This window comes from Arenimonas terrae, assembly GCF_006265115.1.
Classification (GTDB): Bacteria; Pseudomonadota; Gammaproteobacteria; order Xanthomonadales; family Xanthomonadaceae; genus Arenimonas; species Arenimonas terrae.
The window spans coordinates 1,627,569-1,646,064 of the sequence record NZ_SMDR01000001.1; the positions used below are offsets into that span (position 1 = coordinate 1,627,569).

14 protein-coding genes are annotated in these 18,496 nt (G+C 71.7%); 10 read left to right on the forward strand and 4 right to left on the reverse strand.

The genetic code is table 11. The features are described from left to right. Window positions 1-35: 35 nt before the first annotated feature. The gene (bla, locus tag E1B00_RS07765; protein ID WP_139447268.1) at window positions 36-914 is read left to right on the forward strand and encodes a subclass B3 metallo-beta-lactamase; all 879 of its coding nucleotides are present in this window, start codon (window positions 36-38) and stop codon (window positions 912-914) included. Here bla and E1B00_RS07770 read toward each other — a convergent pair. Further along, window positions 854-1,699, reverse strand: a complete 846-nt coding sequence (locus tag E1B00_RS07770) for a C40 family peptidase (protein WP_139447270.1) — start codon at window positions 1,697-1,699, stop codon at window positions 854-856. The genes bla and E1B00_RS07770 overlap by 61 nt on opposite strands. Before the next feature lie 66 nt (window positions 1,700-1,765). Then, entirely contained in the window at window positions 1,766-2,584 is an 819-nt protein-coding gene (locus E1B00_RS07775) for a DUF3014 domain-containing protein (protein ID WP_139447272.1), read from the reverse strand. A 103-nt stretch (window positions 2,585-2,687) separates the two neighbouring features. Here E1B00_RS07775 and E1B00_RS07780 point away from each other — a divergent pair, with 103 nt between their 5' ends. From E1B00_RS07780 to E1B00_RS07820, 9 genes are all read left to right on the forward strand, one after another. Continuing rightward, window positions 2,688-4,091 (forward strand): hypothetical protein, encoded by a 1,404-nt coding sequence (locus E1B00_RS07780; protein WP_139447274.1) that lies wholly within the window; start codon window positions 2,688-2,690, stop codon window positions 4,089-4,091. A gap of 165 nt (window positions 4,092-4,256) precedes the next feature. After that, window positions 4,257-5,882: a TldD/PmbA family protein gene (locus E1B00_RS07785; RefSeq protein WP_139447276.1), complete on the forward strand. Its 1,626-nt coding sequence runs from the start codon at window positions 4,257-4,259 to the stop codon at window positions 5,880-5,882. A 19-nt stretch (window positions 5,883-5,901) separates the two neighbouring features. Next, complete coding sequence (locus tag E1B00_RS07790; protein WP_139447278.1) at window positions 5,902-7,236, forward strand: TldD/PmbA family protein; 1,335 nt, start codon at window positions 5,902-5,904, stop codon at window positions 7,234-7,236. 79 nt (window positions 7,237-7,315) lie between these two features. Then, window positions 7,316-8,011, forward strand: a complete 696-nt coding sequence (locus tag E1B00_RS07795) for a DUF4159 domain-containing protein (RefSeq protein WP_139447280.1) — start codon at window positions 7,316-7,318, stop codon at window positions 8,009-8,011. A 129-nt stretch (window positions 8,012-8,140) separates the two neighbouring features. Further along, on the forward strand, window positions 8,141-9,136 hold the full coding sequence (locus E1B00_RS07800; protein WP_139447282.1) for an AAA family ATPase: 996 nt from the start codon (window positions 8,141-8,143) through the stop codon (window positions 9,134-9,136). 5 nt (window positions 9,137-9,141) lie between these two features. Then, window positions 9,142-10,038 (forward strand): DUF58 domain-containing protein, encoded by an 897-nt coding sequence (locus E1B00_RS07805; RefSeq protein WP_139447284.1) that lies wholly within the window; start codon window positions 9,142-9,144, stop codon window positions 10,036-10,038. Further along, a complete protein-coding gene (locus tag E1B00_RS07810) occupies window positions 10,035-11,234 on the forward strand; it encodes a BatA domain-containing protein (RefSeq protein ID WP_139447286.1) in 1,200 nt (399 codons plus the stop codon). The genes E1B00_RS07805 and E1B00_RS07810 overlap by 4 nt, the downstream gene beginning before the upstream one ends. Further along, window positions 11,231-13,357, forward strand: coding sequence for a DUF4175 domain-containing protein (locus tag E1B00_RS07815; RefSeq protein WP_139447288.1), 2,127 nt, complete (start codon window positions 11,231-11,233; stop codon window positions 13,355-13,357). Before E1B00_RS07810 ends, E1B00_RS07815 begins: the two co-directional genes overlap by 4 nt. Then, window positions 13,354-15,147: a carboxypeptidase regulatory-like domain-containing protein gene (locus tag E1B00_RS07820; protein WP_139447290.1), complete on the forward strand. Its 1,794-nt coding sequence runs from the start codon at window positions 13,354-13,356 to the stop codon at window positions 15,145-15,147. Before E1B00_RS07815 ends, E1B00_RS07820 begins: the two co-directional genes overlap by 4 nt. A 12-nt stretch (window positions 15,148-15,159) precedes the next feature. Here E1B00_RS07820 and E1B00_RS07825 read toward each other — a convergent pair whose 3' ends face one another. Both E1B00_RS07825 and E1B00_RS07830 read right to left on the reverse strand, forming a co-directional pair. Next, window positions 15,160-16,794, reverse strand: coding sequence for an autotransporter outer membrane beta-barrel domain-containing protein (locus tag E1B00_RS07825; RefSeq protein WP_139447292.1), 1,635 nt, complete (start codon window positions 16,792-16,794; stop codon window positions 15,160-15,162). Between the two features lie 49 nt (window positions 16,795-16,843). Further along, window positions 16,844-18,496 (reverse strand): HD family phosphohydrolase, encoded by a 1,653-nt coding sequence (locus E1B00_RS07830; protein WP_220396240.1) that lies wholly within the window; start codon window positions 18,494-18,496, stop codon window positions 16,844-16,846.

Below are 18,496 nucleotides of genomic sequence, written 5' to 3' on the forward strand. Positions count from 1 at the left end.
TCACAATCCGTGCTCCCTTCCCCACGCGCCCGCCCATGCTCACGACCCTGCTGCTCGCCGCTGCCGCTGCCACGGCCCCGCCCGCCGACCTGGCGCCGATCAACTGCAGCAACTGCGCGGCCTGGAACGAGGCGCAGGCGCCGTTCCGCCTGCACGGCGACAGCTGGTACGTAGGCACGAAGGGGCTGAGCGCGGTGCTGGTCGCCACGCCCGAGGGACTCGTGCTGATCGACGGCGGCCTGCCGCAGAGCGCGCCGCTGATCGCCGCGAACATCCAGTCACTGGGCTTCGAGCTGGGCGACGTGCGCTATCTGCTGAACTCGCATCCGCACTGGGACCACGCCGGCGGCCTGGCCGCGCTGCAGCGCCTGACCGGCGCGCCCGTGGTGGCCAGCGCCGCGGCGGCCGCGGCGATGCGCCGCGGCAACTCGCCGCACGGCGACTCGCAGGCCGGCTTCGGCGAAAAGGCCAACGCCTATCCGCCGATCGCCGTGATCCGGACGATTGCCGACCGCGGCACGCTGACGCTGGGCGGCACCACCTTCACGATGCACGCCACGCCCGGCCATACCGACGGCGGCAGCACCTGGACCTGGCGCAGCTGCGCGGGAGACGACTGCCGCGATCTGGTGTTCGCCGACAGCCTCAGCGCCGTGTCCTCGCCCGATTACCGCTTCAGCGACCATCCGGAGCAGGTGGCGGCACTGCGCGAATCGATCGCCCGCGTCGCCGGCCTGCCCTGCGACCTGGTCGTGTCGGCGCATCCTTCGGCCTCGGGGCTGATGGAAAAACTCGCGCGGCGCGAGGCCGACCCTTCGGTCAACGCCCTGCTCGATCCGCAGTCGTGCCGGACCTATGCCGAGGGCGGCGCGTCCGGGCTCGAGAAGCGGCTGGCGACCGAAGCCGCGCCCTGAGGCGCCGGCGACGCCGCGGCCTCGGGTTCCGGCGCGCGCCACTCGAGCTGGCGGAAGTCGAAGCCCTGCTCCAGCCGCGGCTTCACCACGGCGAAGAAGGGCGAGACGTCGAAATCCCGCGGCGCATACAGGCTGTGGTGGCGGATGTGCAGGATCTCGCGGCGTGCGCGCCGCACGCCCGGCGCGTCGGCGTCGATCAGCTCGACCTCGGGCAATATCGGATACCGCACCGAGGCGAAGGCCTGCGCCAGCAGGGTCGAACAGATCGCCTTGGTCGGCTCGCCGCTGCCCAGCGACAGCGCGCGCCGGCGCATCGAACCCGGCAGCGGCGGCGTGCGGATGAAATAGCGCGCCAGGTCGAAGATGTTCTTCAGGTCGTAGGTGATGCCCTTGCGATCGAGCATGAAGCGGATCACCGCATCCACCTCGGCGTTGTTCAGTCCGACCGGACGGCAGATGCGGGTGTGCAGGCCGGAGAAGGTGCTCAGCGGAATCGTGCGCACGCCCTCCACCACGTCCACGTCCACCAGCACGCGCGGCTCTTCGCCTTCGGGCGGAGGGCCCAGGGTGTCGCCGATGTAGAGGGCGGCGTGCGACCAGGTGGATTGCGTCAGGTACTTGATCGCCGTCGCGAAGCGGCTGCTGCCCTCGACCAGCACCACGTCGCCCTTGCGCAACGTCGCCGCCAGCAGGCCGTAGGGGCTGGTCGGGATATGGCTGTTGCGGTCGCGCGGCTTGGCCAGGAAACGGGCCAGCTGGCGTCCGAGGTACTGCAGCGGCGACATGCCGGCCCCTGACCAGTGAATACCGCGACAGCGTAGCGCAAGCGCCGCGGGCCGGCAGCCCTGCGCTCAGCCGGCCGGGCGCTGCCCGGCCAGCAGGTCGCGCAGCTGGCGCAGTTTTGTCTTCACCCGCGCCGCGTGGTCCGGCCCGATGCGCAGCATCGCCTTGTGCCCGACCGACGCGCCCTCCAGCCGCGGATCGGCGAAGGCCAGGCGCGGGCGGCCGTCGGCGGCCGGCACCAGCTCGATCGGACCGGCGATCTCGGGCGCCGCCAGCAGGTGGTCGATCACCTGCACCAGGCGGTCGTTGAACTGGCCGCCGGTGCCCAGTTCGGCCCAGGCCTGCTGGAACAGCGGATAGAAGCGCACGTAGGCCGCGACCAGCTGGCGCGAATCGGCGCCTTCGAACACCGCCACCGCGGTGTCGTAGCGGGCGTAGTTGGCGGCGTCGAGCCAGCGCCGTCCATCGGCCTGCGCCACCGCCAGCGTGCCGGCGACCGGCTGCGCCGCGTACACCTGGCGCGGCATGCTGGCCTTGGGCAGGTTGTCGATGGTGGTGACCAGGCGCTGCACCAGGAACTGCGGCACCAGCCAGTTGGACGGGTCGGTGCCCGCCATCAGCGCACCCAGCGCCGCCAGCGCGGCGGCGTCGCTGTCGGCCAGGGCGGGCAGCGGCTCCGCCGACTCGGCCGGCGGCACCGCCACCTGTTCGATCGGATGGCGCACTTCCGGCACGGCCTCGGGCGCCGTCGCCAGGGCCGGCGGCGGCGCGGCGGTTGCGGGCGCCGGCGCGGGCGCGCCGCGCGGATAGAAGAACCAGAGCGCACCGCCGCTGGCGGCCAGCACCAGGCCGGCCAGCCAGGGGCCATAGGAAACACTGCGGGCCATCACCCACCCTCCATCGGGAACACGGCTCGTGTCCGGCCCTACCTTGTCCTCTTCTGCCTGAAGTCAGGCCGAACGCGGCACCGGCCCATCACGGGAGTATCCTGTGGCCTACCCGCTCCCCGGCCCGATCCCGATGAACGCTGCACGCTGGTCCCTGCTGCTGACGAGCCTGGCCCTTGCCTGCGCCGCGCGCGCCGAAGCGCCCCCGCGGTTTCCGCCGCAGGCGGTCTGGCACCAGGACATCTCGGGCGCGCCGGTGCATCCGCAGTCCGCGTCGATGATCAGCACCTGGGTCGGCCTGGGCGGCTTCGGCTATGGCCGCATGCAGATCGACTTCAGCTTCCACATCGTGAACGCCGCGCCGGGCGCACCGACCCGCAACATCATCGGCTACCCAAGCGCCGGCGAGTACTACGCGCCCGACTGCGAACCGATCGGCACGCCGATGCCGGTGCCGCTGGACGCGGCCATCGAGGGCCAGGCCGGGCTGAGCTGCACCAATGCCAACGGCGACTGCCACCTGCTGGTGGTGCAGGGCGACCGCCTTTACGAAGCCTACCGCGCCAACGCGGTCGGACAGGACGGCCTGCAGGCGCAGTGCCTGGCGGTGTGGAAGCTCGAACAGGTCTATCCGGCCGACAACCGCGGCGAACACTGCACCAGCGCCGACGCCGCCGGCTTCCCGATCGCGCCGCTGCTGTTCAACGCCGACGAGGTGCACGCCGCGATGCAGGTGGCCAACGGCGACCTGGGCCACGCGATCCGCTTCATCCTGCCCAACGCGCGCATGGCCAGCACGATCGTGGATGGCGACCGCTATGGCCAGTACGTGCGCCCGGCCAGCCACGCCGGCGGCCCGAACGGACCCGAGGGCACCATTCCCTACGGCTCGCGGCTGCGGCTGCGGGCGGATTTCCCGGTGAACCTGTATCCGGCGGCGGCGCAGGTGATCCTGCGGACGATGCAGCGCTACGGCATCGTGCTCTCGGACGGCGGCAACATCGCCCTGACCGCCGAATCCGACCGCTACACCGACCACACCTGGGCCGAGCAGGGCATCAACTCGCGCATCTTCGACCAGGCCGTGCCCGGCTCGCCGGTGCGGGCGCAGGACTTCGTCGTGCTCGACACCGGGCCGCGCATCCTCGAGACCTGGGAATGCGAGCGCAACGTCGACGCGCCCGATCCCGCCGGACTGACCGCGACCCTGATCGCGAAACACCGGGGCCCGATGCAGGTGCAGCTGGACTGGACCGGCGGCGGCGAACGCATGGACGTCTGGCGCGGCGACCAGCTCGTGTCCACCGTGGACAACCAGGGCCGCTGGCTGGGCAAACACGGCGGCAGCCCGTCGCTGCCCTGGCGTGTCTGCAACGCCGATTCCCAGGCCTGCAGCGCCGGCGTGGTGCCGGCGCGCGACCGCTGGCTGCGCCCGGCCACCGCGCCGGCACGTCCGGCAACCCCGCCGCTGCGCCGCCCGCCCGCACCCCAGGCGCGCGAACGCTGATCCGCCCGGGTCGCGGCACGCTCGCTGCGAGCGAGGTCACGCGTCCTAGGCCATTCGTCACTTGACGCTCTCTGGCGCCATGCCCAGAGTCGGCCGGGCTTTCCTCTCGCCGTCGGCGACGATCATTTCGCTGCCCGGCCCTGCCAACCCCGTTGGAGTGACACGATGGACAGACGAGACTTCCTTGCGATCTCGGGCGTCGGCCTTGCCGGCCTGATCTTCCCCTACAGCCGCGCGATCGCCGCCGAGGAGCTGGTATCCGGCCTCGACATCGCGATCAAGAAGGCGATCGCCGACGCCGCCCTGCAGGCCGCCACCGATGCCGGCGCCAGCTACTGCGACGTGCGCATCGGCCGCTACCTGCAGCAGTTCGTCATCACCCGCGAGGACAAGGTCCAGAACGTGGTGAACACCGAATCCACCGGCGTCGGCATCCGCGTGATCGCCAATGGCGCCTGGGGCTTCGCCGCCACCCGCGACCTGAGCACCGCCGGCGTCGCCGCCGCGGCCCGCCAGGCCGCCGCCATCGCCAAGGCCAACTCCAGCCTGCAGGACAAGCCGGTGCAGCTGGCGCCAGTCAAGGGCGTGGGCGAGGTCAGCTGGAAGGCGCCGATCAAGAAGAACTCGATGGAAGTGCCGCTCAAGGAGAAGGTGGACCTGCTGCTGGGCGTGAACGCGGCCGCGGTCAAGGCCGGCGCCGACTTCGTCAATTCCACCCTGTTCCTGGTCAACGAACAGAAGTACTTCGCCAGCACCGACGGCAGCTACATCGACCAGGACGTGCACCGCATCTGGGCGCCGTTCACCGTCACCGCGGTGGACAAGGCCAGCGGCAAGTTCCGCACCCGCGACGGCCTGTCGGCGCCGATGGGCATGGGCTACGAATACCTCGACGGCGGCGGCAAGAAATACGTCTCGCCCAACGGCGTGATCAACTACGGCGACCGTTACGACATGCTCGAGGACGCCGTCGCCGCCGCCAAGCAGGCGCGCGAGAAGCTGACCGCACCCTCGGTCAAGCCCGGCAAGTACGACCTGGTGCTCGACCCGACCAACCTGTACCTGACCATCCACGAAAACGTCGGCCACCCGCTCGAGCTCGACCGCGTGCTCGGCTACGAAGCCAACTACGCCGGCACCAGTTTCGCCACGCTCGACAAGCGCGAGAACAAGTTCCAGTACGGCAGCGGCATCGTCAACCTGTTCGCCGACAAGGTGCAGGAAGGCAGCCTGGGCGCCGTCGGTTACGACGACGAGGGCGTGAAGTGCAAGAAGTGGGACCTCGTCAAGGACGGCATCCTGGTCAACTACCAGGCCATCCGCGACCAGGCCCACATCATCGGCGAGACCGAATCGCACGGCTGCTGCTACGCCGACTCCTGGTCGAGCGTGCAGTTCCAGCGCATGGCCAATGTGTCGCTGGCGCCGGGCAAGACCCCGCTCAGCGTCGACGCGATGATCAAGGACGTCGAGAAGGGCATCTACATCGTCGGCGACGGCTCGTTCTCGATCGACCAGCAGCGCTACAACGCCCAGTTCGGCGGGCAGCTGTTCTACGAGATCGAGAACGGCAAGATCACCCGCATGCTCGAGGACGTGGCCTACCAGATCCGCACGCCGGAGTTCTGGAACGCCTGCTCGGCCATCTGCGACGAGTCCGACTACCGCCTGGGCGGTTCGTTCTTCGACGGCAAGGGCCAGCCCGGCCAGATCTCGGCCGTGTCGCATGGCGCCAGCACCACGCGCTTCGACGGCATGAACGTCATCAACACCGCCCGCAACATCGGCTGACCGGCCAGGAGCCCACGACATGAGCATCTTCACCGAAGAACAGGCCAAGGCCATCCTGGACAAGGTCCTCAAGCTGTCCACCGCCGACGAGTGCACCGCCACGCTGGCCGGCAACATCACCGGCAACATCCGCTTCGCGCTGAACGCGGTGTCCACCAGCGGCAAGGTCAGCGACACCCAGCTGATCGTGCAGTCGGCGTTCGGCAAGCGCGAAGGCATCGCCACCATCAACGAGTTCGACGACGCCGCGCTCGAGCGCGTCGTGCGCCGCGCCGAGGACCTGGCGAAGCTGGCCCCGGAAAACCCGGAGTACATGCCGGCGCTGGAGAAGCAGACCTACCGCCCCAGCCCGACCTTCGTGCAGGCCACCGCCGACATCACCCCGGAGCTGCGCGCCCAGGTCGCCAAGGCCTCGATCGGCCCCTGCAAGGACAACAAGCTGATCGCGGCCGGTTTCCTGCAGGACGACCAGACCTTCTTCGCCTTCGCCAACTCCAAGGGCAACTTCGGCTACCAGCGCGCCACCAACCTCGACTACACCTGCACGGTGCGCACCGAGGACGGCCGCGGTTCCGGCTGGGTCTCGCGCAACGCCGCCGACATCGGCAAGTTCAATGCCGCCGACGACATCCAGGTGGCGATCCAGAAGGCGCGCGATTCGGCCGAGGCCAAGGCGCTGGAGCCGGGCAAATACACCGTGATCCTGGAACCGGCCGCGGCCGCGGGCCTGATCAGCTTCATGATGTTCTTCTTCGACGCCCGCCAGGCCGACGAAGGCCGCAGCTTCCTGTCCAAGAAGGGCGGCGGCACCAAGCTCGGCGAGCAGGTCTACGACCCGCGCGTGAACATCGAGGCCGACCCCTGGCACCCGGAAGCCGCGGTCATGCCCTGGGACGGTGGCGGGCTGCCGCGCGAGAAGCATCCGATCATCAAGGACGGCAAGGTCGAGTACCTGCAGTACTCGCGCTACTGGGCCAAGGAAAAGGGCAAGCGTGCGATCGGCCAGCCCGGCAACCTGATCATGTCCGGCGGCAACAAGTCCACGGCCGAGCTGGTCAAGGGCACGCAGAAGGGCATCCTGGTCACGCGCACCTGGTACATCCGCATGGTCGACCCGCAGACCGTGCTGCTGACCGGCCTGACCCGCGACGGCACCTTCTACATCGAGAACGGCGAGATCAAGCACCCGGTGAAGAACTTCCGCTTCAACGAGTCGCCAGTGATCATGCTCAACAACATCGAGGAACTGGGCAAGCCCATCCGGCTCAGCGGCGACGAGTCGCCGTTCGTGATGATGATCCCGCCGATGAAGCTGCGCGATTTCACCTTCAGCTCCCTGTCCGACGCGGTGTGACCGCTCCGCTCCCTCCCCCGTGCGCGGGGGAGGGTTGGGGTGGGGGCCCGCCGCCAAGCCACGCTGCCCTCGCCCTCCGATGAACCGCCGCCGCTTCCTCACCGCCGCCACTGCCGCCCTTGCCGCCGGCGCCACGCGTCCGCTGCACGCAGCGACCGCCGACTACGACTTCTGGTTCACCCGCCTGATGTACGACTCGGGCGACTGGGACGTGGACCAGCGCATGCCGGCCAACGTCATCACCTCGCTGATCGACTACACACAGCTGCGCGTGGACCCCAAGGAGCACGTGCTGGCGCTGTCGGACCCGCGCATGCTGCAGGCGCCGTTCTGCTACCTGTCCGGGCACAAGCTGGTCGAGTTCAATCCCGACGAGCGCCGCAACTTCGAGCGCTACGTGCGCGGCGGCGGTTTCGTGTTCGTGGACGACTGCAACCACGACATCGACGGCCTGTTCGCCAAGTCCTTCGAGGAACAGATGGCGGCGATCTTCGGACCACGCGCCCTGCAGAAGCTGCCGGAGCGACACCCGATCTATTCGAGCTTCTTCAAGTTCGACGGCCCGCCCGCCACCGGCTTCGAGCTCAACGGCTGGGGCGACGACCTGGTGCACGACTACCTCAAGGGCATCCACGTCGACGGCCGCCTGGGCGTGCTTTACAGCAACAAGGACTACGGTTGCGAGTGGGATTACGACTGGCGCAACAAGCGCTGGCTGGCCGAGGACAACACCAAGTTCGCCGTCAACATCGTGATGTACGCACTTACCAGTTAGCGACATGGCATCGAGAAAGTAGGAAGTAGTGAATAGGAAGTAGAGAAAGCTGCAATTCCGTGACCCCGCTTTCTCTACTTCCTACTTCCTCCCCACTACTTCCTTTCGGACAGGCTCCCCAAGGAACACATGAACGACAAGACCAACGCATCCAACCTCGAAGCGCAGCTCGCCCGCCTCCAGCCCCTGCGCGCCGCCATCGCCCAGGCCATCGTCGGCCAGCACGACGTCGTCGAGCAGCTGCTGATCGGCCTGCTCGCCGGCGGCCACTGCCTGCTCGAGGGCGTGCCCGGCCTGGGCAAGACCCTGCTGGTGCGCACCCTGGGCCAGGCGCTGGAGCTGCAGTTCCGGCGCGTGCAGTTCACGCCCGACCTGATGCCCAGCGACATCCTGGGCACCGAGATCCTGGAAGAGGACCACGGCACCGGCCACCGCCATTTCAAGTTCCAGCCCGGCCCGGTGTTCACCAACCTGCTGCTGGCCGACGAGCTCAACCGCACGCCGCCCAAGACCCAGGCCGCACTGCTGGAGGCGATGCAGGAAAAGACCGTCAGCTACGCCGGCGTGACGCACGAACTGCCGAAGCCCTTCTTCGTGCTCGCCACCCAGAACCCGCTGGAACAGGCCGGCACCTACCCGCTGCCGGAAGCCCAGCTCGACCGCTTCCTGCTGCATGTGCGCGTGGACTACCCGAGCGAGGCGGAAGAGCGCGACATCATCGAACAGACCACCGGCGCGACGTCGGCACAGGTGCCGCAGGTGATGCGCGGCGAGGACGTGCTGGCCCTGCAGGCACGCGTGCGCGAAGTGCACCTGGGCGCCGACCTGCTGGACTGGATCACGCGCCTGGTGCGCGCCAGCCGGCCGCTGCCGGGTGCGCTGCCGGAGATCCTGCAGTACGTGAAGTGGGGCGCCGGCCCGCGCGCCGGCCAGTCGCTCGTGCTCGCGGCGAAGGCGCGCGCCCTGCTGCACGGACGCTTCGCCGCCACCCGCGAGGACGTGGTGGCGCTGGCCGCGCCGGTGCTGCGCCATCGTCTTCTGCTGTCCTTCGCCGCCGAAGCCGAACAGAAGTCGGCCGATGACGTGGTCGGCGTGCTGCTGCGCGGCGTGCCCTTCGCCGCCTGAGCCCGATGTCCGGACCCGACTTCATCCCCGCGCCGGTGCGCGCCCGGCTCAAGGACCTGCGCCTGGCCGGGCGCCGGACCGCGGGCGGGCATGGCTTCGGCCAGCACCCCAGCCGCAGCCGCGGCGCCGGGCTGGAGTTCGCGCAGTACCGCGCCTACGAACCGGGCGACGAACTGCGTCAGATCGACTGGAAACTCTATGCACGTTCGGACCGCTTCTTCGTGCGCGAGGCCGAACGCGACAGCCCGCTGACCGCCTGGGTGGTGGTCGACTGCACGGCATCGATGGCGCAGGGCGATGCGGCGCGGCCGGGCTGGTCTCGCCTTGAGGCCGCGCGCGCGCTCGCCGCCTGCGTGTTCGAACTCGCGCTGCGCCAGGGCGACCGCTTCGGCCTGGCCGCGGTCGGCGGCGACGGCCTGCGCCTGGTGCCGCCCGGCGCCGGCCCGCGCCAGCGCGACCGCTGCCTGCTGGAACTGCAGGGCCTGCGCGCGCACGGCGACTGGCCGGCAGAAACGGCGCTGCGGCCGCTGTGGGAACGCATCGCCGCCGGCCACCTGGTGCTGGTGCTGAGCGACGATTTCGACGAGGGGACGGTGCAGCTGTGCGAACGCCTGGCGGCCGCGCGCCGCGAGGTGCTGAACCTGCAGATCCTCACCGCCGAGGAGCGCGACTTCCCGTTCCGCGGCGGCCACCGCTTCCGCGATGCCGAAACCGGCGCCGAAACCCTGAGCGACGGCGCGTCGGCGCGCGAGGGCTTCCTCGCCGCCTTCGCGCAGGCTCGGCGCGCACTATCGGCGCGCCTGGCCGCCAGCGGCATCCGCCACACCGCCCACGTGCTCGACGAGGCGCTGGACGCGCCGCTGCGTCGCCTGCTCGCGGCCTCGCCGGCGGAGCGCGCATGAGCCTGGCCCTGCTGTTCCCGCTCGGCCTGGCGGCGCTGGCGGCGCTGGCGCTGCCGCTGTTGATCCACCTGGTGCGCCGCGAGGAGCAGCGACCCACCGATTTCGCCGCGCTGCGCTGGCTGTCGGCGCGGCTCAAGCCGCGCGCCAGGATCCGCTTCGAAGACCTGGTGCTGCTTGCGCTGCGCCTGGCCCTGGTCGCGACGCTGGCGCTGCTGCTGGCGCGGCCGGTGCTGTTCGGCGGCGCCGGCGATGCGCCCTGGCTGCTGGTGCTGCCCGGCGCGGATCCCACCGCCGCGCCGCCGCTGCCCGAAGGCGCGCAGCGCCGCTGGCTCGCGCCCGGTTTCCCGTCGCTCGATGCGCCGCGTCCGACGGAACCGGTCGCGGTCTCGAGCCTGCTGCGCCAGCTCGATGCCGAACTGCCGGCATTGACGCCCGTCACCGTGCTGGTGCCGGCCGTGTTCGACGGCGCCGACGGCGAGCGGCCGCGGCTGGCGCGCCGGCTCGACTGGCGGATCGTCGCCGGCGAGACCCCGACCGATACCGTCCCGCCATCGCCGGCACCGCGACTGGCGGTGCGCCACGCCCCCGAACGCGAACCCGCCCTGCGCTACCTGCGCGCGGCAGCGGCGGCCTGGACCGCTCTGCACGCCGCTTCGGACGCGGCGCCGGATGCCGCTTCGGCGGATGCACCCTCGGCGGCACCGCTGGACGTCGCGGGTGCCGATGCCGCACTGCCCGCGACCGACCGCCCCCTGGTCTGGCTGGTGCCGGGCGAACTGCCGGCCGCACTGCGCGACTGGCTGCGCAGCGGCGGCCATGCGCTGATCGAACCGGCCAGCAACTGGCCGCTGCCCGCGCCGGGCGTACCGGCCTGGCGCGCTGACGACGGCACCGTGCTCGCGCGCAGCGCCGCGTTCGGACGCGGCCGCCTCAGCCAGCTGCAGCATCCGCTGGCGCCGGACGTCCTTCCGGCCCTGCTCGACGCCGGCTTCCCGCGCCACCTGCACGACCTGCTGCACGCCCCCGCCCCGGCGCCGACCCGCGCCGATGCCGCCGCGCACGTACCGCTCGCGGGCGGCCCGGGCTTTCCGGAAACACCGCGGCCGCTCGACACGCCGCTGCTGTGGGCGGCGGTGGCGCTGTTCGCGCTCGAACGGCTGTGGGCGACACGCCGTCGCCCGGAGGCCCAGGCATGAGCGCTGAACGGCGCCTGCAGCAGGCGGCTGCCGCGGCGCGACACCGGCGGGCCGCGATCCGTATCGCTACCGGACTGGCGCCGGCGGCCGTGGCCATCGCCGGCGCCTGGCGGCTGTCCGGCGGAAGCGCCGCGGTGGCGGTGGCGATCGCCGCCGCCGGCCTCCTGTCGCTGCTGGCGTGGCGCGCCGCGCAGGACCTGGACGCCCGCTGGCTGGCGCGCCGGCTTGACCGGCGCGCCGACATGGAGGACAGCGCCGACCTGCTGTTCGCGGCAACGCCACTGTCCGGCCTGCAGGCGCTGCAGCGCGAACGCCTGCGCGGACGCCTTGCCACCGGAGCCGCACCCGAACTGCGCGAGCCCTGGCCTGCGCGCCGGTTGGCGATGCTTTTCCTGGCCGCACTGCCGCTGGTCCTGGTGCTGCTGTTCTGGCCGGCCCGCACCGCGCCGCCGGTCGAACGTGGGCCGGCCACTGCCGAAGCGCCCGGCACCCCCGCGACCGACATCGCCCTGGTCTCCGCAAGCCTGGACATCGCACCGCCCGCCTACACCGGCCTGCCGGCGCGCGGCGGCGGCGAGCTCGGGGCCAAGGCGCCGGAAGGTTCGCGCCTGGCCTGGCGGCTGCGCTTCTCGCCGCAGCCGCCGGCGGTGGCGCTGGTGCTGCACGACGGCCGGCGCATCGAACTGCAGCGCGAGGGCGAGGACTGGACCGGCGGGCACGTGCTGGCGCGCTCCACGCTCTACCGCATCGTGCCCGATGGCGCGCTGCCGCTGCGCGACGGCCGCCTGCACCGGCTCGATGCGATCGCCGACGAGCCGCCGCAGCTGCGCGTGCTCGCACCGGAACGCAACCTGACGCTGCGCGCCGAAGGCCAGCGCGACTGGGCGCTGTCCTTCGAGGCCAGCGACGACCACGGCCTGGGCAACGCGCGGCTGGTGATCACGCTGGCCCAGGGCAGCGGCGAACAGGTGACGGTGAGCGAACGCCGCCTCGCGCTCGCCGGCGAAGGCGACGCCAAGCAGCGCCGCTACGCGCGCCGGCTCGACCTGGCCGCGCTCGGCCTGGCCCAGGGCGACGACCTGATCGTGCGCCTGGAAGTGGACGACAATCGCCGCCCGCAGGCGCAGACCCGCCGCAGCGCCAGCTACATCCTGCGCTGGCCGCTGCCGCCGGCCACCGAGGCCACCGGCATGGAAGGCCTGGTCAAACGCGCCTTGCCGGCCTATTTCCGCAGTCAGCGTCAGATCATCCTCGATGCCGAGGCCCTGATCTCCGAACGCCCGCGCCTGGCGGCGGACGACTTCCTGGCGCGCTCCGACGGCCTGGGTGTGGACCAGCGCATCCTGCGCATGCGCTACGGCCAGTTCCTCGGCGAGGAAAACGTCGGCGGCGAAGACGCGCCCGCGGGAGAAGCCGGCCAGCCCGAAGACGAACACCACGCCGGCGACGGCCACGACCACGGCGCCGAACCGCCGGCCGATTTCGGCGGCCCGGTCAACGTGCTCGAGGACTACGGCCACACCCACGACGACGCGGAAGCCGCCACCCTGCTGGACCCGGAAACGCGCGCGATCCTGAAGAAGGCGCTGGACGCGATGTGGTCCTCGGAGGGCGAGCTGCGCCAAGGCCAGCCCGGACGCGCACTGCCGCATGCCTACCGCGCGCTCGGCTACATCAAGCAGGTGCAGCAGGCCACGCGCATCTACCTGGCGCGTGTCGGCCTGGAGCTGCCGCCGATCGACGAAACACGGCGCATGGGCGGCGATCGCACCGGCTTGGGCGACCGCCGCGACGGCCTGGTCGCCGCCGTCGCACCGGACAGCCCGGCGCTGGCGCTGTGGCAGGCACTGGCGCCGGAAGCCGATGCCGAAACCGGCGCGGCGCTGGATGCCTTCGCGGCCTGGCTGCGCGAGAACGAAATGCGCCTCGCCGATCCGCTCGACCTGGTCGCCGCGCTGGAAGCCGTGCGCGCCGATCCGGCCTGCAGCGACTGCCGCGCGCGCCTGCGCGAGCGCCTGTGGCCGCTGCTGCCGCGGCCCGCGGCGGCGGTGCTGCCGCGCGCCGTGCCGGACCGCGCCGGACAGGCCTATCTCGAAGCGCTGGCGCCGGAGTCGAAACCATGAGCGCCGCCTTCGCCCTCGCCGCTGTCCTGGCCGCGATCGTCGCCGCCGCCGCGCTGCGCATCCTGTCCGCCGCGCGTCGCACGCCCGGCGCCGGGCCGCACGCCGCCGCGCGACTGCTGGCGATGCTCGCCGCCGCCGCGCTGCTGTACTTCTTCCTGCTGCCGCCGGCCAGCACGCCGCGGCCGCGCGCGCTCACCCTGCTGACTGCCGGCAGCAGCGCCGCAGACGCGGCGCCGGCCGGCGACGGGATCGTGCTGGCGCTGCCGGAAGCCCCGGCCCTGCCCGGCGTGGCGCGCGTGCCCGACCTGGGCACCGCACTGCGCCGGTATCCGGGCGCGTCGCCGCTGCGCGTGCGCGGCGAGGGCCTGGCCGCGCGCGACCGCGATGCCGCGACCGGCCTGGCGCTGGAATTCTCGCCGCCACCGCTGCCGGCCGGCCTGGTCGAACTGGCCGCGCCGGTGCAGGTCGGCAGCGGCCGGCAGTTCGCGGTCGCCGGCCGCGTCGAAGGGTTGGCGGGCGGCCAGGTCGAGCTGCTGGATCCGGCCGGCGCGCGCGTGGACGGCGCGACGCTCGACGACACCGGCCGTTTCCGGCTCACCGCCGTCGCCGGCCCGGCCGGACGCGTGGACTACCGCCTGCGCACGAAGGCCCGCGACGAGCAGGTGCAGGAAGAGATCGCGCTGCCCCTGGACGTGCGCGCCGGCGCGCCGCTGCGCGTGTGGCTGCTGGCCGGCGGTCCCGGCCCCGAACTGAAATACCTGCGCCGCTGGGCCCGCGACGCCGGCCTGTCCCTGCACACGCAGATCGCCGTCGGCGGCGGCGTCGACCTGGGCGATCCACCGCGGGCCATGACGCCCGCGACGCTGCGCGAGGTCGACCTGGTCGTGATCGACGACCGCGCCTGGCGCGACCTGGGCGAACGGGGCCGCGGTGCACTGCGCGACGCGGTGCGCGAAGGCCTGGGCGTGTTGCTGCGGCTCACCGCCGATCCCGGCACCGGCGAACGCCGCCTGCTGCAGGAATGGGGCTTCCAGGTCGAAACCGCCGAGCTCGCGCGCAGCCTGCGCCTTCCGGGCAGCGAAGCGGCGGACGCGGTCGCCGCGAGCACGGATGCCGACGACGCCGAGGCCCGCGCCACCGACACCCCGCCCCTGCTCAGCCGCCGGCCGCTGCAGCTGCGCGCCGCCGACGGCGTGGTGCTGCAGCGCGCGCCCGATGGCGAACCGTTCGCGCTTTGGCGCGCCGAGGGCCGCGGCCGCATCGCGCTCTGGACCCTGTCCGACAGCTTCCGCCTGGTACTTGCCGGCCGTCGCGCGGCGCACGGCAGCCTGTGGGCGCAGACCTTCGCCACGCTGGCACGTCCGGCCGGACTGGCAGCAGGCGCCGTGCCGGAAAACGCGCGGGTGGGTGAACGCACGATGCTTTGCGCCGCCACCGCGGAGACCGCGGTGCTGGCGCCGGACGGCACCGGCGTCGCGCTGGCGGTGGACCCGGCCAGCGGCACCCGCACCTGCGCCGCCTACTGGCCGGCGCAGGCCGGCTGGCACGAACGCGTGGATGGAGATATCCGCAGCGCCTTCCCGGTGCGCGCCGCGGAAGCCGCCGCCGGCCTGGCCGCCGCCGAACGCCGCGAGGCCACGGCAGCCCTCGCCGGCGCCGGGGCGGCGCATGCGGCGGCGATACCGGCCGCGATGCCCGGCCCGCGCTGGCCCTGGGGCCTGGGCTGGCTGCTGGCCAGCGCCCTGCTGTGGTGGCTGGAGCGCCCGCGCGCCGCGACCGCGCGGGCCTGAGCCGGCACCGCGTCACCAGCCGATGCGCATGCCGGCCATGACGTGGTGGAAGTCCTTGCCGTCGTGGCGCTCGGCCTGGGCGGAGACGTAGATCGCCGCCTCGCGGCTGATGCCCCATACCGCCTCGAGCGCCAGCGCGACGTGGCTGTCCTCGTCCGTCGCGCCGGTGATGCGCAGCGGATCGCCGGGCGCGCCGACCAGGGTCACCGGCAGCGCGCGCGCATCGCCGGACAGTTCGTGCGTATAGGTCAGACGGCCGCCGAGCTGCAGGTAGGCTTCACCGCCGAAACGCCATTCGTGGCCTGCATCCAGTCCGGCCCAGGCATTGCTGCGGCGCACGCCGTGGCCGTCGGCCGCCAGGGCCACGCCGCCCTGCTCGGCGAAACCGCCGGTGCGCACCCGCTGCCAGTCCGCGCCCAGCAGGGGCGCGACGTGGAAGCGGCCGAAGCGGAAACGGTAGCCGGCTTCCGCCGCCAGCTGCTGCACGTCCAGGCTGTAGTCCGCCGTGGATACGCCGCCCAGTGCCAGGTTGCCGTGCACGGCGTCCACCCGTCCGCGCCCCTGCATCGCCGCCGACGACACGAACCAGGCCTCGCCTTCCCAGGCCGCCGTCAGCCCGTACTGGGTCAGCTCGAAATCGGCGGCTTCGACGGCGCCGACGGCATCAATATCCGACTCGGTGCGATCGAGCGCCAGGCCCAGGGCAAATCCTTCCGCCGGGGCGAACACCACGCCGCCCGACAGGCCCGAGCGGCTGCGCCGGCTGCCGGCGACGGCGCCGCGCACGGGCGTTTCGCTCTCGCCGCCATGGCCGCCGAACCAGAACCGCACCGGCGACCCGCCGCCCCCGGCACGCGCGGCCTGCGCGGCGCGGATGCCGCCGCGCGGCCCGCCTTCGCCCAGCAGGCGCGACCGGAAGCCGGTGCCGGCCTCGAACGCGCCCGACTGCACGGCGGTGTGCACCGCGCCGATGAGGGTGACGGTGCCGGTGTACTGGTAGAAACCGTAGTTGAGGTAATCCTCGTTGGTGAAGCTGGTCTCCAGGGTCGTCACGACGGTCGTCGTATGGGTGTTGGTGTTCACCGTTCCCGCCGCGACTTCGAACTCCTCGGAGGTGTCGCAGTCGGCGAAGTAGCCGTCGAGGCCGCCGAAGTTGGTCTCGCCGGACACGCCGAAGGAATAGCAGTAGCCTCGGTTGCCGACGAAGGCGATGTTGTTGGGCGCGTCGCCGGAGGTCAGCTGGGTGGTGACGACGCTGCTGGTGACCGTGCTGTAGCTGGTCTCGGTGAAACTGTCGAGGAACTCCTCGTAGGCATCCACCAGCTGCGCATCGCCCCAGGTCAGCACGCCGGGCGCACCGCCGACGTTCACGCCGCGGGTGGCGATGTGGCCGGCGAGGCCGTTCACCACGTCCGGATCCTCGAAGGCGCGGTTGAAGGTCAGGTCGAACACGACCGCCTGGCCGTCGATGATGCCGATGACGTTGGTCTGGTAGCTGTCGTTGCGCCGTCCGTCGTAGGCGTAGTCGTAGGTCTCCATGTAACCGAAGGATTCGGTCGTGGTCTGGACCTGGGCCTGGCCGACCGCCGGCGCGGCCAGGCAGGCCGCGCACAGCGCGAACAGGTAGTGCGGATGCCGGTTGCCCATGGATCAACTCCCCTTGATGGTTCCCTCAGCAACGGCGGCCGGCCCCGTCTCAGGCCAGGCCGGGCTCCCCTGCCGCCAGCTCGGCCGCCAGTTCGGGCGACACGCCCGGGATGCGGCTCCAGTCGATGCGGTCGATCTGCGTCGCCGGCAGGAACCGGCGCGCGTAGTCCAGGTACACGCGTTCGCGCAGGAACACGTCGAACAGGTCCGGGTCGACGTGGTGGTCGAGCTTCATGCGGCCCAGGATGGTCAGCGATTCGCTCAGGGTCTTGCCCGGCTTGTAGGGCCGGTCGCTGGCGGTCAGCGCCTCGAAGATGTCGGCGATGCCCATCACCCGCGCCTGCACGCTCATCTGCTCGCGGGTCAGGCCGCGCGGGTAACCCTTGCCGTCCATGCGCTCGTGGTGGCCGCCGGCGTATTCGGGCACGTTCACCAGGTGCGCCGGCCAGGGCAGCGCCTCGAGCAGGCGGATGGTCATGGTGATGTGGTGGTTGATGATCTCGCGCTCGGCGTTGTTGAGCGTGCCGCGGCGGATCGTCAGGTTCTCGACCTCGTCGGCGCTCAGGAAGGGCTGGTCGCTGCCGTCGGAGCCGCGCCAGCGATAGGCGGCGATGCGGCGGATCTGCTCGACCTTGCCATCGTCCATGAACTCGCCGCCGGTATTGGCGGCGCGCACGGCGGCGCGGTCGGCCTCGAGCTGGGCCAGGCGGGCGGCGTAGGCGCCGGCATCGAGTTCGCCGCGCAGGTGGGCGATCTCTGCGTCGCGCCTGAGCACCTCGAAGCGCGTGTCCACCAGCTCGATGCGGTCGAACAGGGTCTGCAGCTTGGTGGCCTTGTCCACCACGTGCACCGGCGTGGTGATCTTGCCGCAGTCGTGCAGCAGGCCGGCGATCTTGAGTTCGTAGCGGTCGGCATCGTCCATCGTGAACTCGGCCAGCGGCCCGGTCGTGGTGCGCGCGACCGCATCGGCCAGCAGGTTGGTCAGGGCCGGCACGCGTTCGCAGTGGCCGCCGGTATAGGGCGACTTTTCGTCGATGGCGGTGTTGATCAGCTTGATCAGGGCCTCGAACAGGTTCTCCAGCTGCTCGACCAGGCGGCGGTTGTTGAGCGCGATCGCCGCCTGCGAAGCCAGCGATTCCACCAGGTGCTGGTCGGCGTCGGTGAAGGCGCGGGTGGCGCCGTCGGGGCCCTTGGCGTTGATCAGCTGCAATACGCCGATGACGCGGCCCTCGTGGTCCTTCATCGGCACGGTGAGGAAGGACTGCGAGCGGTAGCCGGTGCGGGCATCGAAGGCGCGGGTGCCGCTGAAGTCGAAACCTTCGGCCGCATAGGCGTCGGCGATGTTGACGGTGCGTCCGGTCAGCGCCGCATGCGCCACCACCATGCCGTGGTTGCCCTGGCCATCGGCGCAGTAAAGCGGCAGCGGCGGGAAGGCGATCGGCTGGCCCTGGCGGCCGCCCATCACGAAACCCAGCGTGTGGTTGCGCAGCACCTCGAACACCAGCTTGTCGCCGTCCACGCGGTAGAGCGTGCCGCCGTCGGCGTCGGCGAACTCGCGCGCGGCCTCGAGGATGCGTTCGAGCAGGGTAGGCAGGTCGCGTTCGCTCGACAGCGCGACGCCGATGGCGTTGAGGGTTTCGAGGCGGGCGAGGATGTCGTCTTCGCGGTACATGGCGATGGGCTGGCGGAGGTCCGCGCCCAC

What these genes read in the sequence shown, in the direction of transcription:
- bla (WP_139447268.1), top strand. Translation starts at nt 36, where the DNA reads ATGCTCACGACCCTGCTGCTCGCCGCTGCCGCTGCCACGGCCCCGCCC.
- E1B00_RS07770 (WP_139447270.1), bottom strand. Translation starts at nt 1,699, where the DNA reads ATGTCGCCGCTGCAGTACCTCGGACGCCAGCTGGCCCGTTTCCTGGCC.
- E1B00_RS07775 (WP_139447272.1), bottom strand. Translation starts at nt 2,584, where the DNA reads ATGGCCCGCAGTGTTTCCTATGGCCCCTGGCTGGCCGGCCTGGTGCTG.
- E1B00_RS07785 (WP_139447276.1), top strand. Translation starts at nt 4,257, where the DNA reads ATGGACAGACGAGACTTCCTTGCGATCTCGGGCGTCGGCCTTGCCGGC.
- E1B00_RS07790 (WP_139447278.1), top strand. Translation starts at nt 5,902, where the DNA reads ATGAGCATCTTCACCGAAGAACAGGCCAAGGCCATCCTGGACAAGGTC.
- E1B00_RS07795 (WP_139447280.1), top strand. Translation starts at nt 7,316, where the DNA reads ATGAACCGCCGCCGCTTCCTCACCGCCGCCACTGCCGCCCTTGCCGCC.
- E1B00_RS07800 (WP_139447282.1), top strand. Translation starts at nt 8,141, where the DNA reads ATGAACGACAAGACCAACGCATCCAACCTCGAAGCGCAGCTCGCCCGC.
- E1B00_RS07805 (WP_139447284.1), top strand. Translation starts at nt 9,142, where the DNA reads ATGTCCGGACCCGACTTCATCCCCGCGCCGGTGCGCGCCCGGCTCAAG.
- E1B00_RS07810 (WP_139447286.1), top strand. Translation starts at nt 10,035, where the DNA reads ATGAGCCTGGCCCTGCTGTTCCCGCTCGGCCTGGCGGCGCTGGCGGCG.
- E1B00_RS07815 (WP_139447288.1), top strand. Translation starts at nt 11,231, where the DNA reads ATGAGCGCTGAACGGCGCCTGCAGCAGGCGGCTGCCGCGGCGCGACAC.
- E1B00_RS07820 (WP_139447290.1), top strand. Translation starts at nt 13,354, where the DNA reads ATGAGCGCCGCCTTCGCCCTCGCCGCTGTCCTGGCCGCGATCGTCGCC.
- E1B00_RS07825 (WP_139447292.1), bottom strand. Translation starts at nt 16,794, where the DNA reads ATGGGCAACCGGCATCCGCACTACCTGTTCGCGCTGTGCGCGGCCTGC.